Raw genomic sequence first — 22101 nt, forward strand, 5'->3', positions numbered from 1 at the left:
GAATTCAGCAATCTGGCCGCTTTTGTTTACAAGTATTGTGCCGGATTGCCTATAACTCAAAACCTCTAATGATCTCAGGAGCAGACATGTCTTCTCGCAAGGTTTTAGCAAACGCGATCCGTGCCCTCAGCATGGACGGTGTACAACAAGCTAACTCTGGTCACCCAGGTGCCCCAATGGGCATGGCAGATATCGCCGAAGTCCTGTGGCGTGACCACATGAACCACAACCCGCAAAACCCTGAGTGGGCAGACCGCGACCGCTTCGTGCTGTCAAACGGTCACGGCTCTATGCTGATTTACTCTCTGCTGCACCTGACTGGTTACGATCTGTCTATCGACGATCTGAAAAACTTCCGTCAACTGCACTCGAAAACACCGGGCCACCCTGAGTACGGCTACGCGCCAGGTGTAGAAACCACGACCGGTCCTCTGGGTCAAGGCATCACCAACGCTGTGGGTATGGCGATTGCGGAAAGAGCACTGGCTGCTCAGTTCAACCGTGAAGGCCACGACATCGTTGACCACAACACTTACGTGTTCCTGGGCGATGGCTGTCTGATGGAAGGTATCTCTCACGAAGCATGTTCACTGGCAGGCACATTGGGTCTGGGCAAACTGATCGCATTCTGGGATGACAACGGCATTTCTATCGACGGTCACGTTGAAGGTTGGTTCACTGACGACACGCCTAAGCGTTTTGAATCTTACGGCTGGCACGTAATCCCGGCAGTCGACGGTCACGATGCAAACGCTATCAACGCAGCGATTGAAGCGGCGAAAGCGGAAACCGGTCGCCCTACCCTGATTTGTACCAAAACCATCATCGGTTTCGGTTCACCAAACAAAGCTGGCTCTCACGACTGTCACGGCGCCCCACTGGGCGCAGACGAAATCAAAGCAGCGCGTGAATTCCTCGGTTGGGAACACCCAGCATTTGAAATCCCAGCTGACGTCTACGGTCAGTGGGACGCGAAAGAAGCAGGCGCTGCAAAAGAAGCGGCTTGGAACGAGAAGCTGGCTGCGTACGAAGCTGCACACCCAGAGCTGGCGGCAGAATTCAAACGCCGTGTAAACGGTGACCTTCCTGCTGAGTGGGAAGAAAAAGCCAACCAAATCATCGCCGACCTGCAAGCGAACCCAGCGAATATTGCTTCACGTAAAGCATCTCAAAACGCGTTGGAAGCGTTTGGTGCGATGTTGCCTGAATTCATGGGTGGCTCAGCTGACCTGGCACCTTCAAACCTGACCATGTGGTCTGGCTCAAAAGCCCTGACCGGTGAAGATGCATCTGGCAACTACATCCACTACGGTGTACGCGAGTTCGGTATGACCGCGATCATCAATGGTATCGCGCTGCACGGTGGTTTCGTCCCATACGGTGCGACCTTCCTGATGTTCATGGAATACGCACGTAACGCGATGCGTATGGCAGCACTGATGAAAGTGCAGAACATTCAGGTTTACACCCACGATTCTATCGGTCTGGGTGAAGATGGCCCAACGCACCAGCCAGTTGAGCAAATCGCGTCTCTGCGTCTGACGCCAAACATGAGCACATGGCGTCCATGTGACCAGGTGGAATCTGCAGTCGCATGGAAACTGGCGATTGAGCGAAAAGACGGCCCAAGTTCGCTGATCTTCTCGCGTCAGAATCTGGCTCAACAAGAGCGTGACGCCGAGCAAGTGGCAAACATCGCCAAGGGTGGTTACATCCTGAAAGATTGCATTGGCACTCCTGAGCTCATCCTGATTGCTACTGGTTCAGAAGTTGAGTTGGCGGTTGAAGCAAGCACTGAACTGTCAGCGCAGGGCTTCAATGTTCGTGTGGTTTCAATCCCATCGACTGACGTGTTCGATAAGCAAGATGCGGCTTACCGTGAAGCGGTACTGCCATCAGACGTGACAGCACGTGTGGCTATCGAAGCGGGCATTGCGGACTTCTGGTACAAGTACGTGGGCTTTGACGGTCGCATCATCGGCATGCACACCTTCGGTGAATCTGCACCGGCGGGTGAGCTGTTCAAGATGTTCGGCTTCACCACTGAAAACGTGGTTGAGACAGCAAAAGAACTGCTGGCGTAAGTACCTAATCAATGCTGAAAACCCGCCAACTGGCGGGTTTTTTCTTTCCCGCTCTTTATCCAATCCTTAAGAATAATTGATGAGAGACCAGTCACATTCTGCGTGCGAAATTCACGTGCTTGAGATAGACTGTCAGCCGCATTTCATTAACGACACAGATCAGCAGGGATATGGCATTACGCGTCGCAATTAATGGATTTGGCCGCATTGGCCGTAGCGTGCTCCGCGCGCTGTATGAAAGTGACAAACGTGACCAGATAGAAGTGGTTGCGGTGAACGAATTAGCTGAGCCTGATGCCATGGCGCATCTGCTTCAGTATGACTCCAGTCATGGCCGCTTTTTCAAGAAAGTGACCAACAGTCAGGAGTCCCTGTTTGTTGGCGACGATAAAATCCGCATCCTGCACCTCAGTGATATCAATTTGCTCCCTTGGCGAGATCTGGACATCGACATCGTGCTCGACTGTACGGGTGTGTTTGGCAACCGTGAACACGGTCAGGCACATTTGGACGCCGGTGCCAAGAAAGTGCTGTTCTCCCATCCAGGCAGTAACGACCTGGATAACACCATCATCTTTGGTGTGAATGAAGAAACCCTCAAACCGACGGATCGCATTGTTTCCAATGGTTCTTGCACCACCAACTGTATCGTGCCTGTGATTAAGGTATTGGATGAGCAGTTTGGGATTGAGTCAGGCACCATCACCACGATTCACTCTTCCATGAACGACCAGCAGGTGATCGATGCCTATCACCCAGATTTGCGACGCACGCGCGCAGCCAGTCAGTCTATTATTCCGGTCGACACCAAATTACATTTAGGAATTGGAAGAATCTTTCCGAAATTTTCTGACAAATTTGAAGCGATTTCGGTTAGAGTGCCAACAATTAACGTCACAGCAATGGATTTGAGTGTTACTGTTCACACAAAAGTGAAAGTTAATGACGTAAATCAATCACTCGAGGAGGCTGCTCGGTGTACATTGAACGGCATCGTCGACTATACCGAGGCACCACTTGTCTCGATAGACTTCAACCATGATCCCCACAGCGCCATTGTGGATGGTTCGCAGACACGAGTTAGTAATCATCATCTGATAAAAATGTTGATTTGGTGCGACAACGAATGGGGATTTGCCAACCGGATGCTGGATACAGCGTTGGCCATGGCAACAGTTACCAGTGGCTCGAAGGCTTGAGCCACGGCTTTCCGAAGTAAAGAAAGCCACAGCAAATTTTTGATTTTTGCAACTTAGAGAGAGGACGAAAATGTCTGTAATCAAAATGACCGATCTGGATCTGGCTGGCAAACGTGTATTTATCCGTGCCGATCTGAACGTACCAGTAAAAGACGGTAAAGTGACTTCTGACGCGCGTATTCTGGCGTCTCTGCCAACCATCAAACACTGCCTGGAAGCTGGCGCGAAAGTGATGGTTACTTCTCACCTGGGTCGTCCGACCGAAGGCGAGTACGCTGAAGAATTCTCTCTGCAGCCTGTTGTTAACTACCTGAACGACGCACTGGATTGTGACGTTAAACTGGCAAGAGACTACCTGGACGGCCTGGAGCTGAACGCAGGTGAGCTGGTTGTTCTAGAAAACGTACGTTTCAACAAAGGCGAGAAGAAAAACGAAGACGAACTGTCTAAGAAATACGCTGCACTGTGTGACGTATTCGTGATGGACGCGTTCGGTACTGCTCACCGTGCACAAGCATCAACCTACGGTGTTGGTGTGTTCGCTCCAATCGCATGTGCCGGTCCTCTGCTGGCAAACGAACTGGAAGCACTGGGCAAAGCAATGGACAACCCAGCGCGCCCAATGGTGGCAATCGTTGGTGGTTCTAAAGTTTCTACCAAACTGACTGTTCTGGAATCTCTGTCTAAAATCGCTGACCAACTGGTTGTTGGTGGTGGTATCGCGAACACCTTCATCGCAGCAGCAGGCCACAACGTAGGTAAGTCTCTGTACGAAGCAGACCTGGTTGAGACTGCTAAGAAACTGATGGATGACTGTGCGATTCCAGTCGCGACTGACGTTGCATGTGCAAAAGCATTCGACGAGAACGCAGAAGCAGAAATCAAGCACGTTTCTGAAGTTCAGGACGACGACATGATCTTCGACCTGGGTCCAGACTCAACTCAAGCGCTGGCTGAAATCCTGAAGAATGCAAAAACCATTCTGTGGAACGGCCCAGTAGGCGTATTCGAATTCAAGAACTTCGAAGCAGGTACTAAAGGTATCTCTGAAGCGATTGCTGCTTCTGAAGGTTTCTCTGTTGCAGGTGGTGGTGACACGCTGGCAGCTATCGACCAGTTCGGTATCAAAGCTGACGTTTCTTACATCTCTACCGGTGGCGGCGCATTCCTTGAGTTCGTTGAAGGTAAAGTACTGCCTGCAGTAGAAATGCTGGAAACTCGCGCTAAAGCGTAATGACGAACGGGGGTGACTGCCCCCGTTTTTTATGCATCTTTGATAACTTTGTAATCATTGGAATGCATATCTAAACGCAAAAAATAATGTGTTTAGAATCACGTTTGGGTACAATGCGCAGCACTGTTCGCAAACGTTTGCCGAATTGAAACAAGTCGGTAGGAAAGACCGGCTTGGATAGGATTTCACTCAAGACAACAGAGTAAATAGGACTATTGTTATGTCTAAAGTTTTTGATTTCGTAAAACCTGGCGTTATCTCTGGTGACGACGTTCAGAAAGTGTTTGAAATTGCTAAAGAGCACAAGTTCGCTCTTCCAGCGGTAAACGTAGTAAACACTGACTCTATCAACTCAGTACTGGAAGCTGCTGCGAAAGTTAAAGCACCAGTTGTTGTTCAGTTCTCTAACGGCGGCGCTGCGTTCTTCGCAGGTAAAGGCCTGAAGCTGGAAGGTCAGGAATCACAAATCAAAGGCGCAGTAGCGGGTGCTAAATACGTTCACGCTATCGCTGAATCTTACGGTGTGCCAGTTATCCTGCACACTGACCACGCAGCTAAGAAACTGCTGCCATGGATTGACGGTCTGCTGGCTGCAGGTGAAGAGCACTTCGCTGCAACGGGTAAGCCACTGTTCTCTTCTCACATGATTGACCTGTCAGAAGAATCTCTGGAAGAAAACATCGAAATCTGTGCTGAGTACCTGGCTCGCATGGAAAAGATGAACATGACTCTGGAAATCGAACTGGGTTGTACTGGTGGTGAAGAAGACGGCGTAGACAACTCTCACATGGACGCGTCTGAGCTGTACACTTCTCCAGAAGACGTTGCATACGCATACGAGAAACTGAACGCTATCAGCCACCGTTTCACTATCGCTGCGTCTTTCGGTAACGTACACGGCGTTTACAAGCCAGGTAACGTTGTTCTGACTCCAACCATCCTGCGTGATTCTCAAGCATACTGTGCAGAGAAATTTGGTATCGCACCTAACGCGCTGAACTTCGTATTCCACGGTGGTTCTGGTTCTTCTCAAGCAGAAATCGAAGAGTCTATCTCTTACGGCGTTATCAAAATGAACATCGACACTGATACTCAGTGGGCGACTTGGGATGGTATCCGTCAGTACGAAGCGAAAAACCACGATTACCTGCAAGGTCAAATCGGTAACCCAACTGGCGAAGATGCACCTAACAAGAAATACTACGATCCACGCGTATGGCTGCGTGCTGGTCAAGAAGGTATGGTTGCGCGTCTTGAGCAAGCGTTCAAAGATCTTAACGCGATCGACGTACTGTAATTTAAGTTTTATTTAAAAAATTTAATTACAAATCGTGATGAAACCCGCTAAATTTAGCGGGTTTTTTTATGGCTGTTATTCAACCTGATTGATAGCGGCCAGATTCCCTAGCCACCTCAAGAGATAGAAAGCCGAAGATTAGCTTTCAACGTCTTGAGGTGGTTTGGTTTTTTTATACCAATCACAGTAGGTAGATGGTCAGAAATAGCGCAGGAAAAATGCTCGAGAACAAGGCGGAAAATTTCGATAAGTAGTTATTCTACAATCAAATTTTTCAACGCAGTTATCGAGTATTTTAACAAGCTAGGATGAGCAGATATTTACTACGATTGGTATTACTTTTGTGAGAGATGTAAATGACTGAGCAAAACGCTGTTGAGTCTGTTGAACAAACAGCAACTGAAGCGATGAACTGGTTGGCCTCCAACCAAGAGTTGATGATCCAATACGCAGTGAACGTTGTGACTGCGCTACTTATTCTGTTCATCGGTAACTGGGTAGTGAAGAAAGTGGCAGGCTCTGTCGCTGCAGTATTAAAGAAACGCGATCTGGACCAAACAGTTGTCGATTTTATCGAGAACATGGTTCGCTATGTGATGTTCGCGATTGTGCTGATTGCGGCGTTGGGTCGTGTGGGTGTTGAAACTGCGTCTATCGTTGCGGTTATTGGTGCGGCGGGTCTGGCTATCGGTCTGGCACTGCAAGGTTCACTGTCGAACTTCGCAGCTGGTGTGCTGATTGTGACTTTCCGTCCGTTCAAATCCGGTGATTATGTAGAAGTAGGCGGTGTGGCAGGCTCTGTGGCGTCTATCCAGATCTTCTCTACAGTACTGACGACCCCAGACAACAAAATGGTAGTGGTTCCTAACGGCACTGTCATTTCCAGTCCAATCACCAACTACTCACGTCATGCGACACGTCGTATCGATTTCATTATTGGTGTGTCTTACAAGGCTGATCTGCAGAAGACTAAAGAAGTACTGACCCGCATCGTGAAAGCGGATGAGCGCGTACTGCAAGATCCTGAACCCACTATCGGTGTTCATGCGCTGATGGACTCTTCAGTTAACTTCGTTGTGCGCCCGTGGGTGAAAACAGAAGATTACTGGTCAACCTACTTTGACCTGATGCAAGCGATCAAAGAAGGTCTGGATAAAGAGGGTATTGAAATTCCATTTCCGCAGATGGACGTTCACTACCACGCAGCAATGGCAAAAGCTGCTGCTCCAGAAGAAGAAAAGCAAGTTGCTTAAACGCCTTGCTGCTCAAACTTAATGCTGAAACCCCGTCTGACGACGGGGTTTTTTTATGCATATGGTCTCGTGAATACACCAAAAAAACAGTGTTTTCGTTTTAAATTTGAGACACTTTCTGTTGCTGCTTAAACTGTAAACTCTGCTCTGATTTTATCCGAGCAGTTTCGTCAGGAATTTGTTGTACCGTCCTGTGGAACCCTAGGAAAAAAGCTAAACACGGCATAACTATACCAAGGAAATCGCAATGGAAAATGCTACTAACGAAGCCATGAACTGGTTCAACGGCAATCAGGATCTGCTGCTTCAATATGGTGTCAACATCATCTCTGCTCTCCTCATTCTCATCATTGGTAACTGGATCGTGAAAGCGATTGCCAATGGTGTTGCTAAAGTCATGCGCAAGAAAGAACTCGACGATGCCGTTGTCGACTTCGTGCATACTTTTGTCCGTTACCTGCTGTTCGTTATCGTGCTCATTGCGGCTTTGGGTCGTCTGGGTGTGCAAACGGCTTCTGTGGTTGCGGTTATCGGTGCTGCCGGTCTGGCAGTTGGCCTCGCACTGCAAGGCTCACTTTCTAACTTCGCAGCAGGCGTGTTGATTGTTGCATTCCGCCCATTCAAATCAGGCGACTATGTAGAAGTGGCTGGTGTTGCAGGTTCCGTGGATTCTATCCAGATTTTCTCAACCGTACTGAAAACGCCGGACAATAAGATGGTTGTGGTACCGAATGGTGCGATCATCTCAAGCCCAATCACTAACTACTCCAAGCATGACACCCGTCGTATCGATTACGTTGTAGGCGTGTCTTACAGTGCTGACCTGCAAAAAACCAAACAAGTGCTGGCTGATGTACTGGCGAAAGAAACCCGTTTGCTGACTACCCCAGAGCCAACTATTGGTGTGGTTGAATTGGCAGACTCTTCTGTGAACCTGGTGGTTCGTCCATGGGTTCGTACTGCAGATTACTGGGCAGTTTACTTTGACCTGCTGCAAGCGATGAAAGAGGCGCTGAACGCAGAAGGTATCGAAATTCCATTCCCGCAAATGGATGTTCACCTGAACAAAGTCGACGGCTAATTTTTACCTGAGACATGATAAAAACGCCAATGATTGAGACTGATCATTGGCGTTTTTTCTTTGGTAGTGAATGTCAGAAGAATGGGGCTGATTTTCACGAGATAAGAGCAAGGCTTGATCGAGTTAAAACAATTGGTTTTTGTGTGGTGATTTTTCTTGCGAACTGTTCAAGGCTTTCCTAATTTGCGTATCTAACACCGTGTGCTATCCCTTATTTGTCGAGCGCTGCAGCACGTTTTTCTAGAAGGAATCTGATTTATGAGCAATATCCCATCTGAGCTGAAATTCACGACTTCTCACGAGTGGGTGAGACCAGAAGGTGACGATGTGTATACCGTGGGCATTTCTGACCATGCACAGGCTTTGCTGGGCGACATGGTATTTGTGGATTTACCGGATGTGGGCGATACGGTAGATGCGGGTGATGATTGTGCCGTGGCGGAATCGGTAAAAGCAGCATCAGATATCTATACCCCATTGACCGGTGAGATTGTGGCGATCAATGAAGACTTGGAAGGCTCTCCAGAGTTGGTAAACAGCGACCCTTACGGCGATGGCTGGTTATTCCAAATTCGTATCACTGATTCAGCGGAAATTAATGAGCTGTTGGATGCTGAAGCGTATCAGGACTCTATCGAGGAAGAGGAATAATCCCTTTTCCTGCAGATAAAAAAACACCGCGTCAATCGCGGTGTTTTTTCAAGCGAGGTGTCAGGTTAAACGTGCCTGAGCCATCAGTACATTTCTTTCAGCTTGCGGATCTCTGTGTTGATCTCCTTCACTGTCCGAAAGTGTTCAATATTTCCATCTGACTGCGCCTGCACCATTCCTTGATGAAAGTCGAAATCACCCCGTCCATCAATGTGAATCCGTCCACTGAATAACCGGTAAACGTGTTTCGCAATAAGGGTCGGGACATAACGATGAAACATCCGCATTCGCAATTCCTTTTTATTTTTATCCCTGAAGCTTTGGAGCCTTGGGTTATATTTCCTGCCAACTTCCTAAACCGATAAGACCTGCTGACAACGAAAAACTGTCACCTGCTTACTCGGCTTTGGCGGGCGGCATTATAGCGGGAGGGGTATGACTACTGTGTGACAGATATGACACTTACCCAAAATTTTAGGGATGTAATCGTATGACTTTGGGGTTGGTCACAGTATGGAAAGTAAGGCATTGAGCCCATCTATCTGGCACGTAAATCCTGCACTTGATTACGTACTGTTTTATCAATGGTTTGGCGTATCCAAAGGTTTTTAGCGCTGGTGGCATTTTTCTTGTGCCAGATTTGGCGGATAACAAAATTGCTGACATCGATGGGCGTAGCACTGATAGCAAGCTTGTCATTGAACATGTCGAGTTTTGCCATCAACTCCGCCACAGTGCAGATAAGGTTGCGTCCAGAGAGAAGATGACGAACGGTAAGGAAACGTTGTGAACCCATGACGACCTGGCGATTGCAACCCAGGGATTTGAGCGTGTTATCAACAGGGCTGCTTAACTGGCCGTCTACCGTCACCAAGGCGTGAGGCGTTTTGGTGTAGTCGGTCAATGACAGAGGAGCATTCAGCCCCGTGGATTCTGGGTCAAACAAGCAGACATGTTTTTCGGTGTAGAGCTCTTCCATCAATAACACGGGGTCTTCTGTTTCCACTGCACCCAATACCACATCAACCTGATCGTTTTTCAATGCCTCGCGGTAGTTGATCCGATCGACTGGGCGGCAACTGAGTTGACACTGCGGCGCTTGCTCTCGGAACACATCAAACAACGCCGGGGCAAAAACCAACTCAGCATAGTCGGTTAGACCGATGCGGACTGGCCCTGAATATTGCGTTGGCTCGAACGACACCGGGGTCAGTACATCGGTGGCAATGGTGTCGAGAAGCGCTGTGATAACAGGTTCTAGTTCGAAGGCACGTGCCGTCGGTTGCATTTCATTGCCTTGACGATGGAAAAGCGGGTCATCGAGCAGGGTGCGCAGCCGGGAGAGATTGTGGCTCATGGCTGATTGGCCAATTGAGAGTTTCTCGGCAGCGCGGGTCACGCTGCGGGTTTCCATTAGCGCAGCGAAGGCAACCAGAAGGTTGAGATCAACACCGCGCCAATTAACCGGCTTCATGTACTGGTCTCATCACGTCGAATATCAGCAATGGTAGGCTGACAAAAGTCGACCAAATCCTGAAAACGAAGTTCTACGCCTGCCATGGGTGAACCACTGCTGATGTTGATGTGTTCGAACTCAGCAAGGCTTGGGTCAAAGAATATTGGCAACATGCCAAACACCGAAATAGGCGTCACCATGCCGGGTGAATACCCGGTAATGCTCTGCACATGCTTGCTGTCGACCATGGTCATGCGCCGACACCCAAGAAGGTCGCGGACTTTCTTGGGGTCAACAGACGCCGTACCCGGTACGCATGCCAATGCCATTTGCCCGCCCATATCGCGAAGCAACATGGATTTGACCAATTGATCTGGTTTAACACCGCGTTGCTCGGCAGCTTCGAGTATGGTCGTTGCCTCACTTTCATGAGGCAGTAAGCGGTGCGCGATGTCAGCATCGCGCAAAATGGAAAGGATAGGGGTATCAATTGAAGACATCATTAGGCGTCGTCTTCCAGACTGTATGGCAGGTCAACTTTCTGCCAAAGCGCCTCTGTGTCGGCCAAGCGGAATTGGCTGTCGTCATCAAGGTTGTTTGGCAGTACAACTAAAGCCAGTGCCTGACCGTCTTCAAAACGGTAGCCAGAGAGCACGGTACCACCGGTACGCCAGTTTTCGCCGACACTGCGGTCAAAGGTATCACCGGCTTTCGGTACTTCTGTTGCTTCACCTTGAAGAAGATAGGCTGCGCGTTTGTTGATACCACGATATTTCGCGCGTGCGACGGTTTCCTGTCCTGTGTAACAACCTTTCTTAAAGCTGATGGCATCTAGCGCCTGCAAGTTGATGGACTGAGGAATGAATTCGCTGATGTTCGCTTCTTCAATTGAAGGCATTGCTGCGCGAAGCTCCAACAGTGTCCATAGTGAGCTGTCACTCAGGGTTGCGCGTTCGCCCAGCTCAGTAATCAGTGTGTTAGCTTCTTCTGCGTTCATTGCCAGCAACCAGCGGTTTTTATCGATGCGAACAGCTGAACCGGTTTGGGTTGTGCGAACATCGCCTTCTCCGGTAAAGCGTGATTCCACAGCGTTGTCCGCTTTTTCACCGGCAATACCCACCAGAATTTGCTCAGAAAGCGCAAATTCAACCTTAGAGAAAACAGCATATTTCTTAATTTCTGCCAGCTGTTTTTCAGCGACAGATGCTGGCTGAACGTAAGCCACCCCTTCGTTGTGATGGAACAGGCGAATGGCAGACCACACCTTTCCTTTGGCGTCACAGTGAGCAGCGAGCGTTGACCGGGTTTTCTCCAGTGACACCAAATCACAGGTCAACTGGCCTTGCAGGTATGGCACTGTATCCTGACCGACGGCGGTGATCAGAGAAAGGTTATCCAGAGCGATCACTGACAGGGCTGGCAACGCGCTGTCTGAAGAAAGAGGAAGACGGTTGAAAGCGTGTGATTGATACCAGTTCGTCATGGAGTTTCTCGCTTAAAAATCAGGATTTATATGTTAATGCGACTGCGGTCTATATACCACTGATATGGGGTCAGATCACAGGGTTACAAGATTCAATCCGGGAGCCGTAGCAAGGCGATCAGCTCGCTGATACTATTTGGGCCAGTTATTTTGGCCTAATTTTCGAGGTACTCATGCTGGGCGCAGAAGATAAAGCGCGTATCAAGTGGGCATGCCGTCGTGGCATGTTGGAACTTGATGTCATTATCATGCCGTTTTTTGAGCAATGTTTTGATTCACTGACGGAAGACGAAAAACTTCATTTCGTCGCGTTGTTGGAATGTGATGATCCGGATCTGTTTACTTGGTTGATGGGGCATGGCCGCAGCGAGAAGCCTGAGCTGGCGGCGATGACAGACAAAATTGTCGAGCACAACCGCAGCAAACTCCGTTAATACCGATATTCAGCCTTCCCGCCTGTTGAAGGTTGGGGTAGGTATGATCTACGCGCTGGCAGCCTTCACTTTGTTTGTTGCCAGTGCCATCCCTCTCGAAGCCAAAGTGCTTCTCCTTTGTCTCCTGATTCGTGAAGCACACACGCAGTTGTCCTTTCTTACGCTTCGTGGTGGTGAGCTCTTCCTCAATATTGACGGAGCGTGTCGCTGGAATGGAGATAACTTTCATGTTTCTAGGGTGTGCTTTTTCAGTCGTCACCTGATTGTTCTGGAATTGACTTCACCCTTTGAGTGCCGCCGTTTAGCGTTGGCGTGTGATGCGTTTGATAGTGAGACCTTTCGTCACCTCAGTCGAGTTTGTCTAGTGTTGAAAGTGTGATCTTCTTTCACTTTTTGTTTTTTAGCGTACGTCATGTCTAAACGAATCATTGATAGCGCCGATAAAGATTCAAGCTGGCATCAGTGCTACCGCCGACTCAAGAAGTAGAGAGGGAAGAGGTGACATGAAAATAAGAACAAAATTATACGGTCTGACGGCGTTTTCCGCCCTGTCGTTACTTTTATTCGCGTTCATCGGGTGGCAAGCCTCTGATCGAATGGTGGACCTGAAAACCAAACAATCCCTGGTTGCAGAGCTTGAAGTACGTTTGCTTAACCTGCGTCGTAATGAAAAAGATTTTTTGGCGAGATTGGATGCTAAATACGTAGAGCGCTTCTCCGGTAACGTTGCCAAGTTTGAAAACGATTTGAATACCTTGGCAGAAGACGCTGATCGTCTGGATATCACCTTGCCACAAATCAGTGCGGTTTCTCAGGCGATGAAGAATTACCACAGCGGTTTTCTGACGTTGTCGAAGGGCTACGAAAGACTTGGCTTGAACCGTACTTCGGGTATTCATGGCGAGCTAACCGCAAATAACGAGCAGCTTCTGCAAGACAACCCATCAATCGATGACATTGCTTATCTGGTGACGCTGAGCCGGCTTTTGATGGTGGATGCAAATGAAGCGCGCTTTGAAGAATTCAGCCGAGTCTGGCAAAACGTGAAGCGTGAAACCGGCCTGACTTCTCTGGACGCCCAGAAAACTTTGGTAGAGCGCTACATGCAAGTCAGCCGTGAGGTAGGGCTTGATCACAAGTCAGGCCTTTTAGGTAACATCCGAGGCCAAACTCATCAGGTGGAAGCTGACTTTGACGACATGCGTGCACAACTGGCCAACGAGTTGGAAAGTGCAGAACGCACTCTGACCATCAGCGCCTTGATAGTGCTGGTGGTGATTTCATCGCTGCTTATCGCAGCCAGTATCTTGCTCAACCGTTTTATCCAGCGCCGTCTGAGCACGTTAACCCGCACTATGGAGCAAGTGGCGGCAGACCGCGATTTAACCCTGCGTGCAGAAGCCGAAGGCAAGGATGAGATTGCGCTGGTAGCAAAAGACTTTAACTCCGTGTTGGAACACTGTCAGACCCTGATTGCAGGTGTAAAAGTCTCAATCACAACATTGAATGCTACCGCTTCAGATGTGCAATCTCGTAGCAATAACGCTGAAGCGGCATTGGGCCGTCAACATTCAGAAGCCGATATGGCAGCGACAGCCGTCAATGAAATGGAAGCGACGATTCGTGAGATTGCCAGCAACACTGAAACGGCTGCTGCGAATGCAGGCCAAAGCCTTGCCCGCGCTCAGAAAGGTCATCAAACCGTGCAGACAACCCGTGAAGCCATCCTGACATTGTCTAACGGCTTGGGGACTGCAAACAATGACATTCATAGTTTGGTGTCGCTCTCTCAACAGATTGGTACTGTGGTAGATGTGATCAAAGACATTTCGGAGCAAACCAATCTGTTGGCTCTGAACGCAGCGATTGAAGCAGCTCGTGCCGGTGAGCAAGGTCGTGGTTTTGCGGTGGTTGCCGATGAAGTGCGTTCCCTAGCTACCCGCACGAACAAATCGACGGATGAGATCGCGACCATGATTGCTTCACTTCAGGAGCAAACCAACAGTGTCGTTGACCGCATTAACCATTGTCAGCGTGACAGCGAACAGTCGGTCAGCTATGTCGAAGAAGCCGCATCAGAGCTGGATAACATTATCATTGATATGCAGCAGATCATGGATATGAGTACCCAGATTGCCGCCGCAGTTGAAGAGCAGAGCATGGTGGCAAAAGAAGTGAACCAGAACGTTCATTCGATTCAGGAAATCACATCAGAGAACACTGTCTCGACCACTGAAAATGCTCAAGCAGCAGCGCGGGTCGCAGCGCAAAGCCGTGAGCTGGAATCAGCGGTATCGAGCTTCCGCTCTTGAGTAGATAGATAGCTTTATAGCGCCAGGTATGAAAAAGCCCTCTTGTGAGGGCTTTTTGCTATCTGTGATTCAGCAAGGGAAGTCTGGCACCAGAATGGTTGGGCCGGAATCTTCTGCCTTGTCTGGGTAATCGATGGTGTAATGCAGGCCTCGGCTTTCTTTCCGTGCCATGGCACAGCGCACCATCAGTTCAGCCACCTGAAGCAGGTTACGCAGTTCCAGAAGGTTGTTGGAAACGCGGAAGTTACTGTAGTACTCGTTGGTTTCTTGCTTGAGCAGTTCGATACGGCGAAGCGCGCGTTCCAAACGTTTGGTAGAGCGCACAATGCCGACGTAGTCCCACATAAAGAGGCGTAACTCGTGCCAGTTGTGTTGGATAACGACCTCTTCGTCTGAGCAACATACCTGACTGTCATCCCAGTATGGTAGCGTTGGAGGAACTTCTGCGGTGCCTGCATTCTCCCCAATGTGCATGGCGGCAGCCCAAGCGTAAACCACACATTCGAGCAGCGAGTTTGACGCCATGCGGTTAGCACCGTGAAGGCCGGTGTAGCTGACCTCACCAATCGCGTATAAGCCTTGCAAATCTGTCTGACCGTTCTGATCTACCATTACCCCGCCACAAGTGTAGTGAGCAGCAGGAACGATAGGAATGGCTTCTTTCGTCAAATCAAAACCAAAGGTTTTCAGCTTTTCATCAATGGTTGGGAAATGCTTGGTGATGAAATCGGGATCTTTGTGGCTGATGTCGAGATACATACAGTCCGCACCCAGACGCTTCATTTCATAGTCAATTGCCCGGGCGACCACATCACGCGGCGCAAGCTCGGCGCGTTCATCAAAGTCCGGCATAAAGCGGGAGCCATCAGGGCGGCGCAAAAATGCGCCTTCGCCACGTAGCGCTTCCGTCAGCAGGAAGTTACGAGCCTCTGGGTGGAACAGGCAGGTCGGATGAAACTGGTTAAATTCAAGATTGGCAACCCGACAGCCTGCGCGCCATGCCATAGCAATACCGTCACCAGAGGAAACATCTGGGTTGGAGGTATATTGGTAAACCTTGGATGCACCGCCTGTGGCAAGAACCACAAACTTAGCACGCACGGTTTCGACGGCTTCACGGTCACGGTTCCAGATGTAGGCACCCAGCACGCGGTTAGCACCGGAAATCCCGATTTTCTTGCGGGTGATAAGATCCAGCGCGTTGTGGCGCTCCATCACTTTGATGTTGGGATGCTGCATTACGTTTTCTTGCAGCGAGGTTTGCACGGCAGCGCCCGTTGCATCAGCAGCATGCAGAATGCGTCGGTGGCTGTGGCCACCTTCACGGGTTAGGTGGAATTTGGGCTCATCATCGTCGCTGTCTTCTTCGCGATCAAAAGGGACACCGCCATCAATCAGCCATTGAACGCATTCCTTGGCATTTTCGGCGATAAAGCTCACCACGTTTTCTTCGCAAATGCCGTCACCGGCAATCAGCGTATCTTCAACGTGGGATTCAACAGAATCACTTTCATCAAAGACTGCAGCAATACCGCCTTGTGCGTAGTAGGTCGCCCCTTCGCTGCGCGGTCCTTTGCTCAGCACCATCACTTTTTGGGTCGGCGCCAAATGGAGCGCCAGAGACAGACCAGCAGCGCCGCTGCCGATCACCAGCACATCACACACGTGTTCTTGGTTGCTCATTGATTACGTATTCCTTTCTCCCAAGCAGCCATGTCAGCCGGCTACCTGAAACAACGAGTTCGAGTCATTTCAGTGAGTTTACACTAATGTGGCAACACGTAGAACGTTGCCAGTTGCTTCATTATGCGACAGAGTGGGAACGGCAGAATGAGAGTTGGTTAGGGTGTGACCAAACATTCTGATAGACTTTGCGATCCGGATCTAATCGTATAACGACGGAAATCCGTTTAGGGAACTTTCTTTTAATGTTTCACTCATACACTGTGCTCACTCAATAAAAACCGCGCGGCAGAAAAAGAAGCCGGGCACCACAGTGGCAAAGAGCGAGAAGAAATACCGGTAGCTAACAGTGTTCTGACCTTAGCGGTGAACACTGCCACAGTGAAAGCAGACTACTGGTATCAATAATAAGGAGAAGGCGCTCGAATGAGCGAGCAGTTAACCGATCAAGCCTTAATTGAGCGCGTACAGAATGGTGATAAGCAGGCATTTAACCTGCTGGTCGTAAAATATCAAAACAAGGTATGCAATCTGATCTCTCGCTATGTCAGCAACAGCGGCGATGTGCCTGATGTTGCGCAGGAAGCTTTTATAAAAGCGTATCGCGCCTTGCCGGGATTTCGCGGAGAAAGTGCGTTTTACACTTGGCTTTACCGTATTGCGGTGAACACAGCGAAGAATTATCTGGTTGCACAGGGCAGACGCCCACCATCAAGCGATATTGACGCAGAAGAAGCGGAAAACTATGAAAATGGTGGCGCACTGAAAGAAATTTCGAACCCTGAGAACCTTATGTTGTCAGAACAGTTGAAACAGGTCGTTTTCAGTACGATTGAATCTTTACCTGACGATCTGAAAACGGCGATCACCCTGCGTGAGATCGATGGCTTAAGCTATGAAGAGATCGCAGAAGTGATGGACTGCCCGGTAGGAACGGTACGTTCGCGTATTTTCCGTGCCAGGGAAGCGGTAGACAAACGTGTTCGTCCTCTGATGAACCACTAACAGTGTTACCTGTTGATAACGGTGAAATAAATGGCTGAAAAAGAAAACCTTTCCGCATTATTTGATGGTGACGAGATTGATCAAGCGATGATTGATGCGCTGGAAAACGATCAATCGGCTCAGCAAACATGGAAAAGCTTTGCTGTCACCCGTGATGTAATGCGTGGAGAAACGCCTAACCCAAGTTGGGACATCGCATCAAATGTTGCGATGGCACTGGAAGCTGAGCCTGCGCACGGTGCGCACTCTGCACCCAATGTTGTTCCAATTCAGGAAGCACAACCTACACCGGCAGCTGCCAAAAAAGGCATGCCATCTTGGTTGCAGCAACTCACCCAGGTGGGTATGGCTGCCGCAGTGTCACTGGCCGTGATTGTTGGTGTTCAGCAATACAACGGCGGCGAGCAGTTGGATCCGGTTCTTGCAGCTTCACAGCCCCCAGTTTTACAGACCATTCCTTTGGCTGGCTCTGCTGAGCCTGTAAGCCTTAGCCGTGAAACCTTGCAGGGTAATCCAACTGAAGCGCAATTGATGGAGCAGCGTCGCCGTGTCAACGCCATGTTCCAGGACTATGAGTTGCAGCTTCGTCTCAATGCTGATGAAATGATTGAACAAGACGAGAAGCTAACACCAGAAGTGAGCAACTAGATTGATGAAACAACTCCTGATCGGTGCTTTTGCACTGGTCAGTCTGGTCGCGAATGCCTCGACGGAAGAAAATCCCGCCGAGGCATTGTTGCATCAGATGGGCCAGGCAACCGAACAATTGGACTACGAACTTTCCTATATTCTGGTCCGCAAAAACAGTATTGAGCCCCTCCGTTTTCGCCATGCGTTAGTTGACGGCGAGTCATTCGGTCATATCGCTTATCTTGCCGGCCCTCCGCGTGAAGTGATTCGCCGTGGTGATGAAGTGAGTTACTTCGAGCCTGGTATTGACCCGTTTACCATTGCGAGCAATCAAATGGTGGCACCATTGCCTGCCATCATGCATTCCGATATTGACCACCTCTCGACCATGTACGATTTCGTGCCGCTGGGACGAGCACGTGAAGCCGGGTTGCCTTGTGATGTAGTGCGCGTTTCACCCAAAGATGGTGCGCGATATTCCTATGTGCTTTGGATTGACCAAAAGACCAAGCTATTGACCCGCGCCGATCTTCTCGATCGCGATGGTGATCCCATTGAGCAATACCGCGCACTGTCGTTGGTCATATCTCCGCAGATTGGTGATGTGATGAAGCAGATGTCTGCTATCGAATTGCCGCCTGTGGTTCAGGTACCAAAGCAGCGTGACGCTGGTTTGAGTTGGCAAGTCACTTCTTTGCCGGAAGGCTTCTCGCCGATTTACAGCAATCGTCACCGCTTGATGATCACTGAGCGCCCAGTTGAAAGCCAGATGTTCAGCGATGGTCTGTTTAGTTTCTCGGTTTATCTGTCAGAAGCTGATGACCTGTCAGTGCGCGAGCAGCTGGTGAGAAAAGGCCGCCGCACCCTGCACAGCCATGTCTCCGGCAATGCAGAAATTACTGTCGTGGGAGACATTCCACCAGCGACCGCGAAAAAAGTGGCTGAATCAGTTCGTATGACAGCGCCACAAGCCGCGGAAGGAACGCCAACGCCATGATCACGGCATTGGCAGAGGTTACTGGCAGTGGCGAGGGTTATCTGACTGTTCGCTGCCAGCAGAAAACCAGCTGTGGCAGTTGCGCGTCCAAGAGCAATTGCGGTACGGGCATTGTCAGTAATGCGCTGCCGGGCAAAGTGCTGGATATCCGTGTACCGTCAGAAAAACCAGTCGATGCGGGAACCTTGGTTGAAATTGGCTTGGAAGAGCAGACGGTACTGCGTTCAGCGCTGGTGGTTTACATTCTGCCGCTGCTGTTTGCGATTGCAGGGGCTGTTTTCGGGCAGTTTCTCGCAGATTTGATGGCTGCGGGAGAAGGCGTGATCATTTTGTTTTCTCTGCTTGCTGGCGGGTTGGGATTCTTTGTAGCACGCCATTTTTCGCGAAAGCTGGAGCAGGAAACAGGCGCAACGCCTAAACTGTTACGCATCCTTGGTAATCCCATAGACCTGGCGGCGGTGATAAATGCCGCAACAGAGGATAGCGACTAGCCATTAATTTCGGTAGAATCCCGCCACTTGATCGTAAGATCCTCTTATTTTAACTAACGAGTTAGTCACACCATTTATGAAGCACATTCGTAACTTTTCGATTATTGCCCACATTGACCACGGTAAGTCGACTCTGTCAGACCGTCTTATTCAGGTCTGTGGCGGCCTAACTGACCGTGAAATGGCGGCGCAGGTTCTGGATTCCATGGATCTTGAACGCGAACGTGGTATCACCATCAAAGCACAAAGTGTGACGCTGAATTATGCAGCGCAGGATGGGGAAACCTATCAGCTGAACTTCATCGACACCCCGGGACACGTTGACTTCTCTTACGAAGTTTCTCGTTCTCTGGCGGCGTGTGAGGGTGCTTTGCTGGTGGTGGACGCGGGTCAGGGCGTAGAAGCTCAGACGTTGGCGAACTGCTACACCGCGATTGAAATGGATCTGGAAGTGGTTCCAATCCTGAACAAAATTGACCTGCCAGCGGCCGATCCTGACCGCGTAGCGGAAGAGATTGAAGACATCGTGGGTATCGATGCGACCGAAGCGACCCGCTGTTCAGCGAAAACAGGTCTGGGCGTAGATCTGGTTCTGGAAGATATCGTTAAGAATGTTCCGGCACCTGAGGGTGACCCAGAAGCGCCGCTGCAAGCGCTGATCATCGACTCATGGTTCGATAACTATCTGGGCGTTGTGTCGCTGGTTCGTATTAAGAATGGCGAGCTGAAGAAAGGCGACAAGATCAAAGTCATGAGCACCGGTCAGGTGTGGGGCGTTGATCGCATCGGTATCTTCACACCAAAACAAACTGACACCCAAGGTCTGCGTACCGGCGAGGTGGGCTGGGTTGTTTGTGGTATTAAAGACATTCTGGGCGCACCAGTGGGTGATACCCTGACCCACGCAAAGCACGGTGCAGAAACACCGCTACCAGGCTTTAAGAAAGTGAAGCCTCAGGTTTATGCAGGTCTGTTCCCTGTTTCGTCTGATGACTACGAAAACTTCCGTGATGCACTGGGCAAACTGAGCCTGAACGATGCGTCACTGTTCTACGAGCCAGAAAACTCAGCAGCACTGGGCTTTGGTTTCCGTTGTGGTTTCCTTGGCATGCTGCATATGGAAATCATCCAGGAGCGTCTGGAGCGTGAATACAACCTGGATCTGATCACCACGGCACCAACCGTAGTGTACGAAGTGAAGAAGACCAACGGTGACACCCTATACGTTGATAGCCCTGCGAAATTGCCAGCGGTTAATGATATCGAAGTGATGGGTGAACCAATTGCACGCTGTAATATCCTGGTACCTTCAGAGTACCTGGGTAACGTTATCACCTTGTGTGTCGAGAAGCGTGGCGTTCAAGTTGATATGGTTTACCACGGTAACCAAGTCGCCCTGACTTACGATATTCCAATGGCAGAAGTGGTTCTGGACTTCTTCGACCGTCTGAAATCGACGTCTCGTGGTTATGCTTCTCTGGATTACAACTTCCAGCGTTACGAAGCATCGAACATGGTGCGTGTTGACGTATTGCTGAACGGCGACAACGTGGATGCATTGGCTATCATCACTCACAAAGATCAGGCGCAATCCCGTGGCCGTGATCTGGTTGAGAAGATGAAAGAATTCATCCCTCGTCAGCAGTTCGACATCGCGATTCAGGCAGCAATCGGTAACCACATTATTGCGCGCTCGACCGTGAAACAGCTTCGTAAAAACGTTACCGCGAAGTGTTACGGTGGTGACGTAAGCCGTAAGAAGAAACTACTGCAGAAGCAAAAAGAAGGTAAGAAACGTATGAAGCAGATCGGTAACGTCGAACTGCCTCAGGAAGCGTTCCTGGCGATTCTGCACGTAGGCAAAGATAAGTAATAAAAAGGGATTAAAGGTTTAGGGGAACACGATGGCTAATACTTTCTCGCTGATTCTGGTGCTTGTCACCCTGTTTACTGGGATTATCTGGGCACTGGATAAGTTCAAATGGGCGCCGCGACGCCAGCAAAAAGCGGCTGAAGCGCTCAATGTGGACGGTGGTGAGTTAAGTGAAGAGCAGGTTGCACAAGTTGCCCCTCAGCCAAGCTGGGTAGAAACCTCAGCTTCCGTGTTCCCTGTGATTGGCCTTGTTCTGGTGCTGCGTTCGTTTATTTACGAGCCGTTCCAGATCCCATCTGGTTCTATGATGCCGACACTGTTGGTGGGCGACTTTATCCTGGTGGAGAAGTTCGCTTACGGCCTGAAAGATCCCGTATTCCGCCATCAATTGGTCGAAACCGGGAAGCCAGAGCGCGGTGACGTGGTGGTGTTCAAGTACCCACCACAGCCAAACATCGACTTTATCAAGCGCGTGATTGGTGTCCCGGGCGATACGGTTCGCTACAGCGAAGACAAACGCCTGTGCATCCAGAAGAAAGGTGAATCGACCTGCGAATTGGTGCCAGTGGATGATGTTCACAAGAGTGAGTTCGTTCAGCGTGGCGCGAACCTGATTCAGGCGCAGGAAGAGTTGGGCGTTGAGCCTCACCAGATTCTGGTGAACCCATATATGTCGAATCAAGCAGGTCAGTATTACCCAACACCGGGTCTGGGTGAGTGGGTGGTGCCGGAAGGCGAGTACTTCGTGATGGGTGACAACCGCGACAACAGTAAAGACAGCCGCTTCTGGGGCTTTGTACCTGAGGCTAATCTGGTAGGTAAAGCAGTCGGTATCTGGATCAGTTTTGAATTTGATGAACAAGGCGACAGTTTCCTGCCGTCTTGGGTACCTGTCGGGGTGCGTTTCAATCGCATCGGCGGCATTGATTAACTTGGAA

General features: G+C 49.9%; 21 protein-coding genes. 16 read left to right on the forward strand and 5 right to left on the reverse strand.

The genetic code is table 11. From position 1 onward, the window contains the following. The first annotated feature begins 86 nt into the window (after positions 1 to 86). From tkt to gcvH, 7 genes are all read left to right on the forward strand, one after another. Positions 87 to 2084 (forward strand): transketolase, encoded by a 1998-nt coding sequence (tkt, locus tag D515_RS07475; protein ID WP_002537497.1) that lies wholly within the window; start codon positions 87 to 89, stop codon positions 2082 to 2084. Between the two features lie 170 nt (positions 2085 to 2254). After that, positions 2255 to 3283 (forward strand): erythrose-4-phosphate dehydrogenase, encoded by a 1029-nt coding sequence (gene epd, locus D515_RS07480; RefSeq protein ID WP_002537498.1) that lies wholly within the window; start codon positions 2255 to 2257, stop codon positions 3281 to 3283. 70 nt (positions 3284 to 3353) lie between these two features. Beyond that, entirely contained in the window at positions 3354 to 4517 is a 1164-nt protein-coding gene (locus D515_RS07485) for a phosphoglycerate kinase (protein WP_002537500.1), read from the forward strand. A 220-nt stretch (positions 4518 to 4737) separates the two neighbouring features. Further along, on the forward strand, positions 4738 to 5814 hold the full coding sequence (gene fbaA, locus D515_RS07490) for a class II fructose-bisphosphate aldolase (RefSeq protein WP_002537501.1): 1077 nt from the start codon (positions 4738 to 4740) through the stop codon (positions 5812 to 5814). Positions 5815 to 6170: 356 nt separating this feature from the next. Continuing rightward, entirely contained in the window at positions 6171 to 7067 is an 897-nt protein-coding gene (gene mscS / locus D515_RS07495; protein WP_002537502.1) for a small-conductance mechanosensitive channel MscS, read from the forward strand. Between the two features lie 247 nt (positions 7068 to 7314). Further along, positions 7315 to 8148 carry a small-conductance mechanosensitive channel MscS gene (gene mscS / locus D515_RS07500; protein ID WP_002537503.1) on the forward strand — a complete coding sequence of 278 codons (834 nt, stop codon included), beginning with the start codon at positions 7315 to 7317 and terminating at the stop codon, positions 8146 to 8148. A gap of 258 nt (positions 8149 to 8406) precedes the next feature. Further along, the gene (gcvH, locus tag D515_RS07505) at positions 8407 to 8799 is read left to right on the forward strand and encodes a glycine cleavage system protein GcvH (RefSeq protein ID WP_002537505.1); all 393 of its coding nucleotides are present in this window, start codon (positions 8407 to 8409) and stop codon (positions 8797 to 8799) included. Positions 8800 to 8882: 83 nt separating this feature from the next. Here the strand turns inward: gcvH and D515_RS07510 are convergent, their stop codons facing one another. The 4 genes from D515_RS07510 to ygfZ all read right to left on the reverse strand — a co-directional run bounded on the left by D515_RS07510 (position 8883) and on the right by ygfZ (position 11738). Continuing rightward, positions 8883 to 9086 carry a DUF1107 family protein gene (locus tag D515_RS07510; RefSeq protein WP_002537506.1) on the reverse strand — a complete coding sequence of 68 codons (204 nt, stop codon included), beginning with the start codon at positions 9084 to 9086 and terminating at the stop codon, positions 8883 to 8885. Between the two features lie 251 nt (positions 9087 to 9337). Beyond that, on the reverse strand, positions 9338 to 10273 hold the full coding sequence (locus tag D515_RS07515; protein ID WP_002537507.1) for a LysR family transcriptional regulator: 936 nt from the start codon (positions 10271 to 10273) through the stop codon (positions 9338 to 9340). Then, positions 10270 to 10758 (reverse strand): aminoacyl-tRNA deacylase, encoded by a 489-nt coding sequence (locus tag D515_RS07520; RefSeq protein ID WP_002537508.1) that lies wholly within the window; start codon positions 10756 to 10758, stop codon positions 10270 to 10272. The genes D515_RS07515 and D515_RS07520 overlap by 4 nt, the downstream gene beginning before the upstream one ends. Next, complete coding sequence (gene ygfZ / locus D515_RS07525) at positions 10758 to 11738, reverse strand: tRNA-modifying protein YgfZ (RefSeq protein WP_002537510.1); 981 nt, start codon at positions 11736 to 11738, stop codon at positions 10758 to 10760. Before ygfZ ends, D515_RS07520 begins: the two co-directional genes overlap by 1 nt. A gap of 173 nt (positions 11739 to 11911) precedes the next feature. Between ygfZ and D515_RS07530 the strand changes: the two genes are divergently transcribed. From D515_RS07530 to D515_RS07540, 3 genes are all read left to right on the forward strand, one after another. Continuing rightward, positions 11912 to 12172 carry an FAD assembly factor SdhE gene (locus tag D515_RS07530; protein WP_002537511.1) on the forward strand — a complete coding sequence of 87 codons (261 nt, stop codon included), beginning with the start codon at positions 11912 to 11914 and terminating at the stop codon, positions 12170 to 12172. Further along, complete coding sequence (locus D515_RS07535; protein ID WP_239643953.1) at positions 12141 to 12551, forward strand: protein YgfX; 411 nt, start codon at positions 12141 to 12143, stop codon at positions 12549 to 12551. The genes D515_RS07530 and D515_RS07535 overlap by 32 nt, the downstream gene beginning before the upstream one ends. A 124-nt stretch (positions 12552 to 12675) precedes the next feature. Further along, a complete protein-coding gene (locus tag D515_RS07540) occupies positions 12676 to 14484 on the forward strand; it encodes a methyl-accepting chemotaxis protein (protein WP_002537514.1) in 1809 nt (602 codons plus the stop codon). Positions 14485 to 14553: 69 nt separating this feature from the next. Here the strand turns inward: D515_RS07540 and nadB are convergent, their stop codons facing one another. Next, a complete protein-coding gene (gene nadB, locus D515_RS07545) occupies positions 14554 to 16167 on the reverse strand; it encodes an L-aspartate oxidase (RefSeq protein ID WP_002537516.1) in 1614 nt (537 codons plus the stop codon). A 426-nt stretch (positions 16168 to 16593) separates the two neighbouring features. Here nadB and rpoE point away from each other — a divergent pair, with 426 nt between their 5' ends. The 6 genes from rpoE to lepB all read left to right on the forward strand — a co-directional run bounded on the left by rpoE (position 16594) and on the right by lepB (position 22094). Continuing rightward, complete coding sequence (rpoE, locus tag D515_RS07550; RefSeq protein ID WP_002537517.1) at positions 16594 to 17172, forward strand: RNA polymerase sigma factor RpoE; 579 nt, start codon at positions 16594 to 16596, stop codon at positions 17170 to 17172. Positions 17173 to 17202: 30 nt separating this feature from the next. Next, a complete protein-coding gene (locus tag D515_RS07555) occupies positions 17203 to 17820 on the forward strand; it encodes an RseA family anti-sigma factor (RefSeq protein ID WP_002537518.1) in 618 nt (205 codons plus the stop codon). A gap of 4 nt (positions 17821 to 17824) precedes the next feature. Then, entirely contained in the window at positions 17825 to 18799 is a 975-nt protein-coding gene (rseB, locus tag D515_RS07560; protein ID WP_002537519.1) for a sigma-E factor regulatory protein RseB, read from the forward strand. Further along, positions 18796 to 19290, forward strand: a complete 495-nt coding sequence (locus D515_RS07565) for a SoxR reducing system RseC family protein (protein WP_002537520.1) — start codon at positions 18796 to 18798, stop codon at positions 19288 to 19290. The genes rseB and D515_RS07565 overlap by 4 nt, the downstream gene beginning before the upstream one ends. Before the next feature lie 76 nt (positions 19291 to 19366). Further along, positions 19367 to 21163, forward strand: a complete 1797-nt coding sequence (gene lepA / locus D515_RS07570) for a translation elongation factor 4 (protein ID WP_002537521.1) — start codon at positions 19367 to 19369, stop codon at positions 21161 to 21163. A gap of 31 nt (positions 21164 to 21194) precedes the next feature. Continuing rightward, positions 21195 to 22094 (forward strand): signal peptidase I, encoded by a 900-nt coding sequence (gene lepB / locus D515_RS07575; protein ID WP_002537522.1) that lies wholly within the window; start codon positions 21195 to 21197, stop codon positions 22092 to 22094. Positions 22095 to 22101: the final 7 nt, after the last annotated feature.

Source organism: Grimontia indica, assembly GCF_000333895.2.
GTDB lineage: Bacteria > Pseudomonadota > Gammaproteobacteria > Enterobacterales > Vibrionaceae > Enterovibrio > Enterovibrio indicus.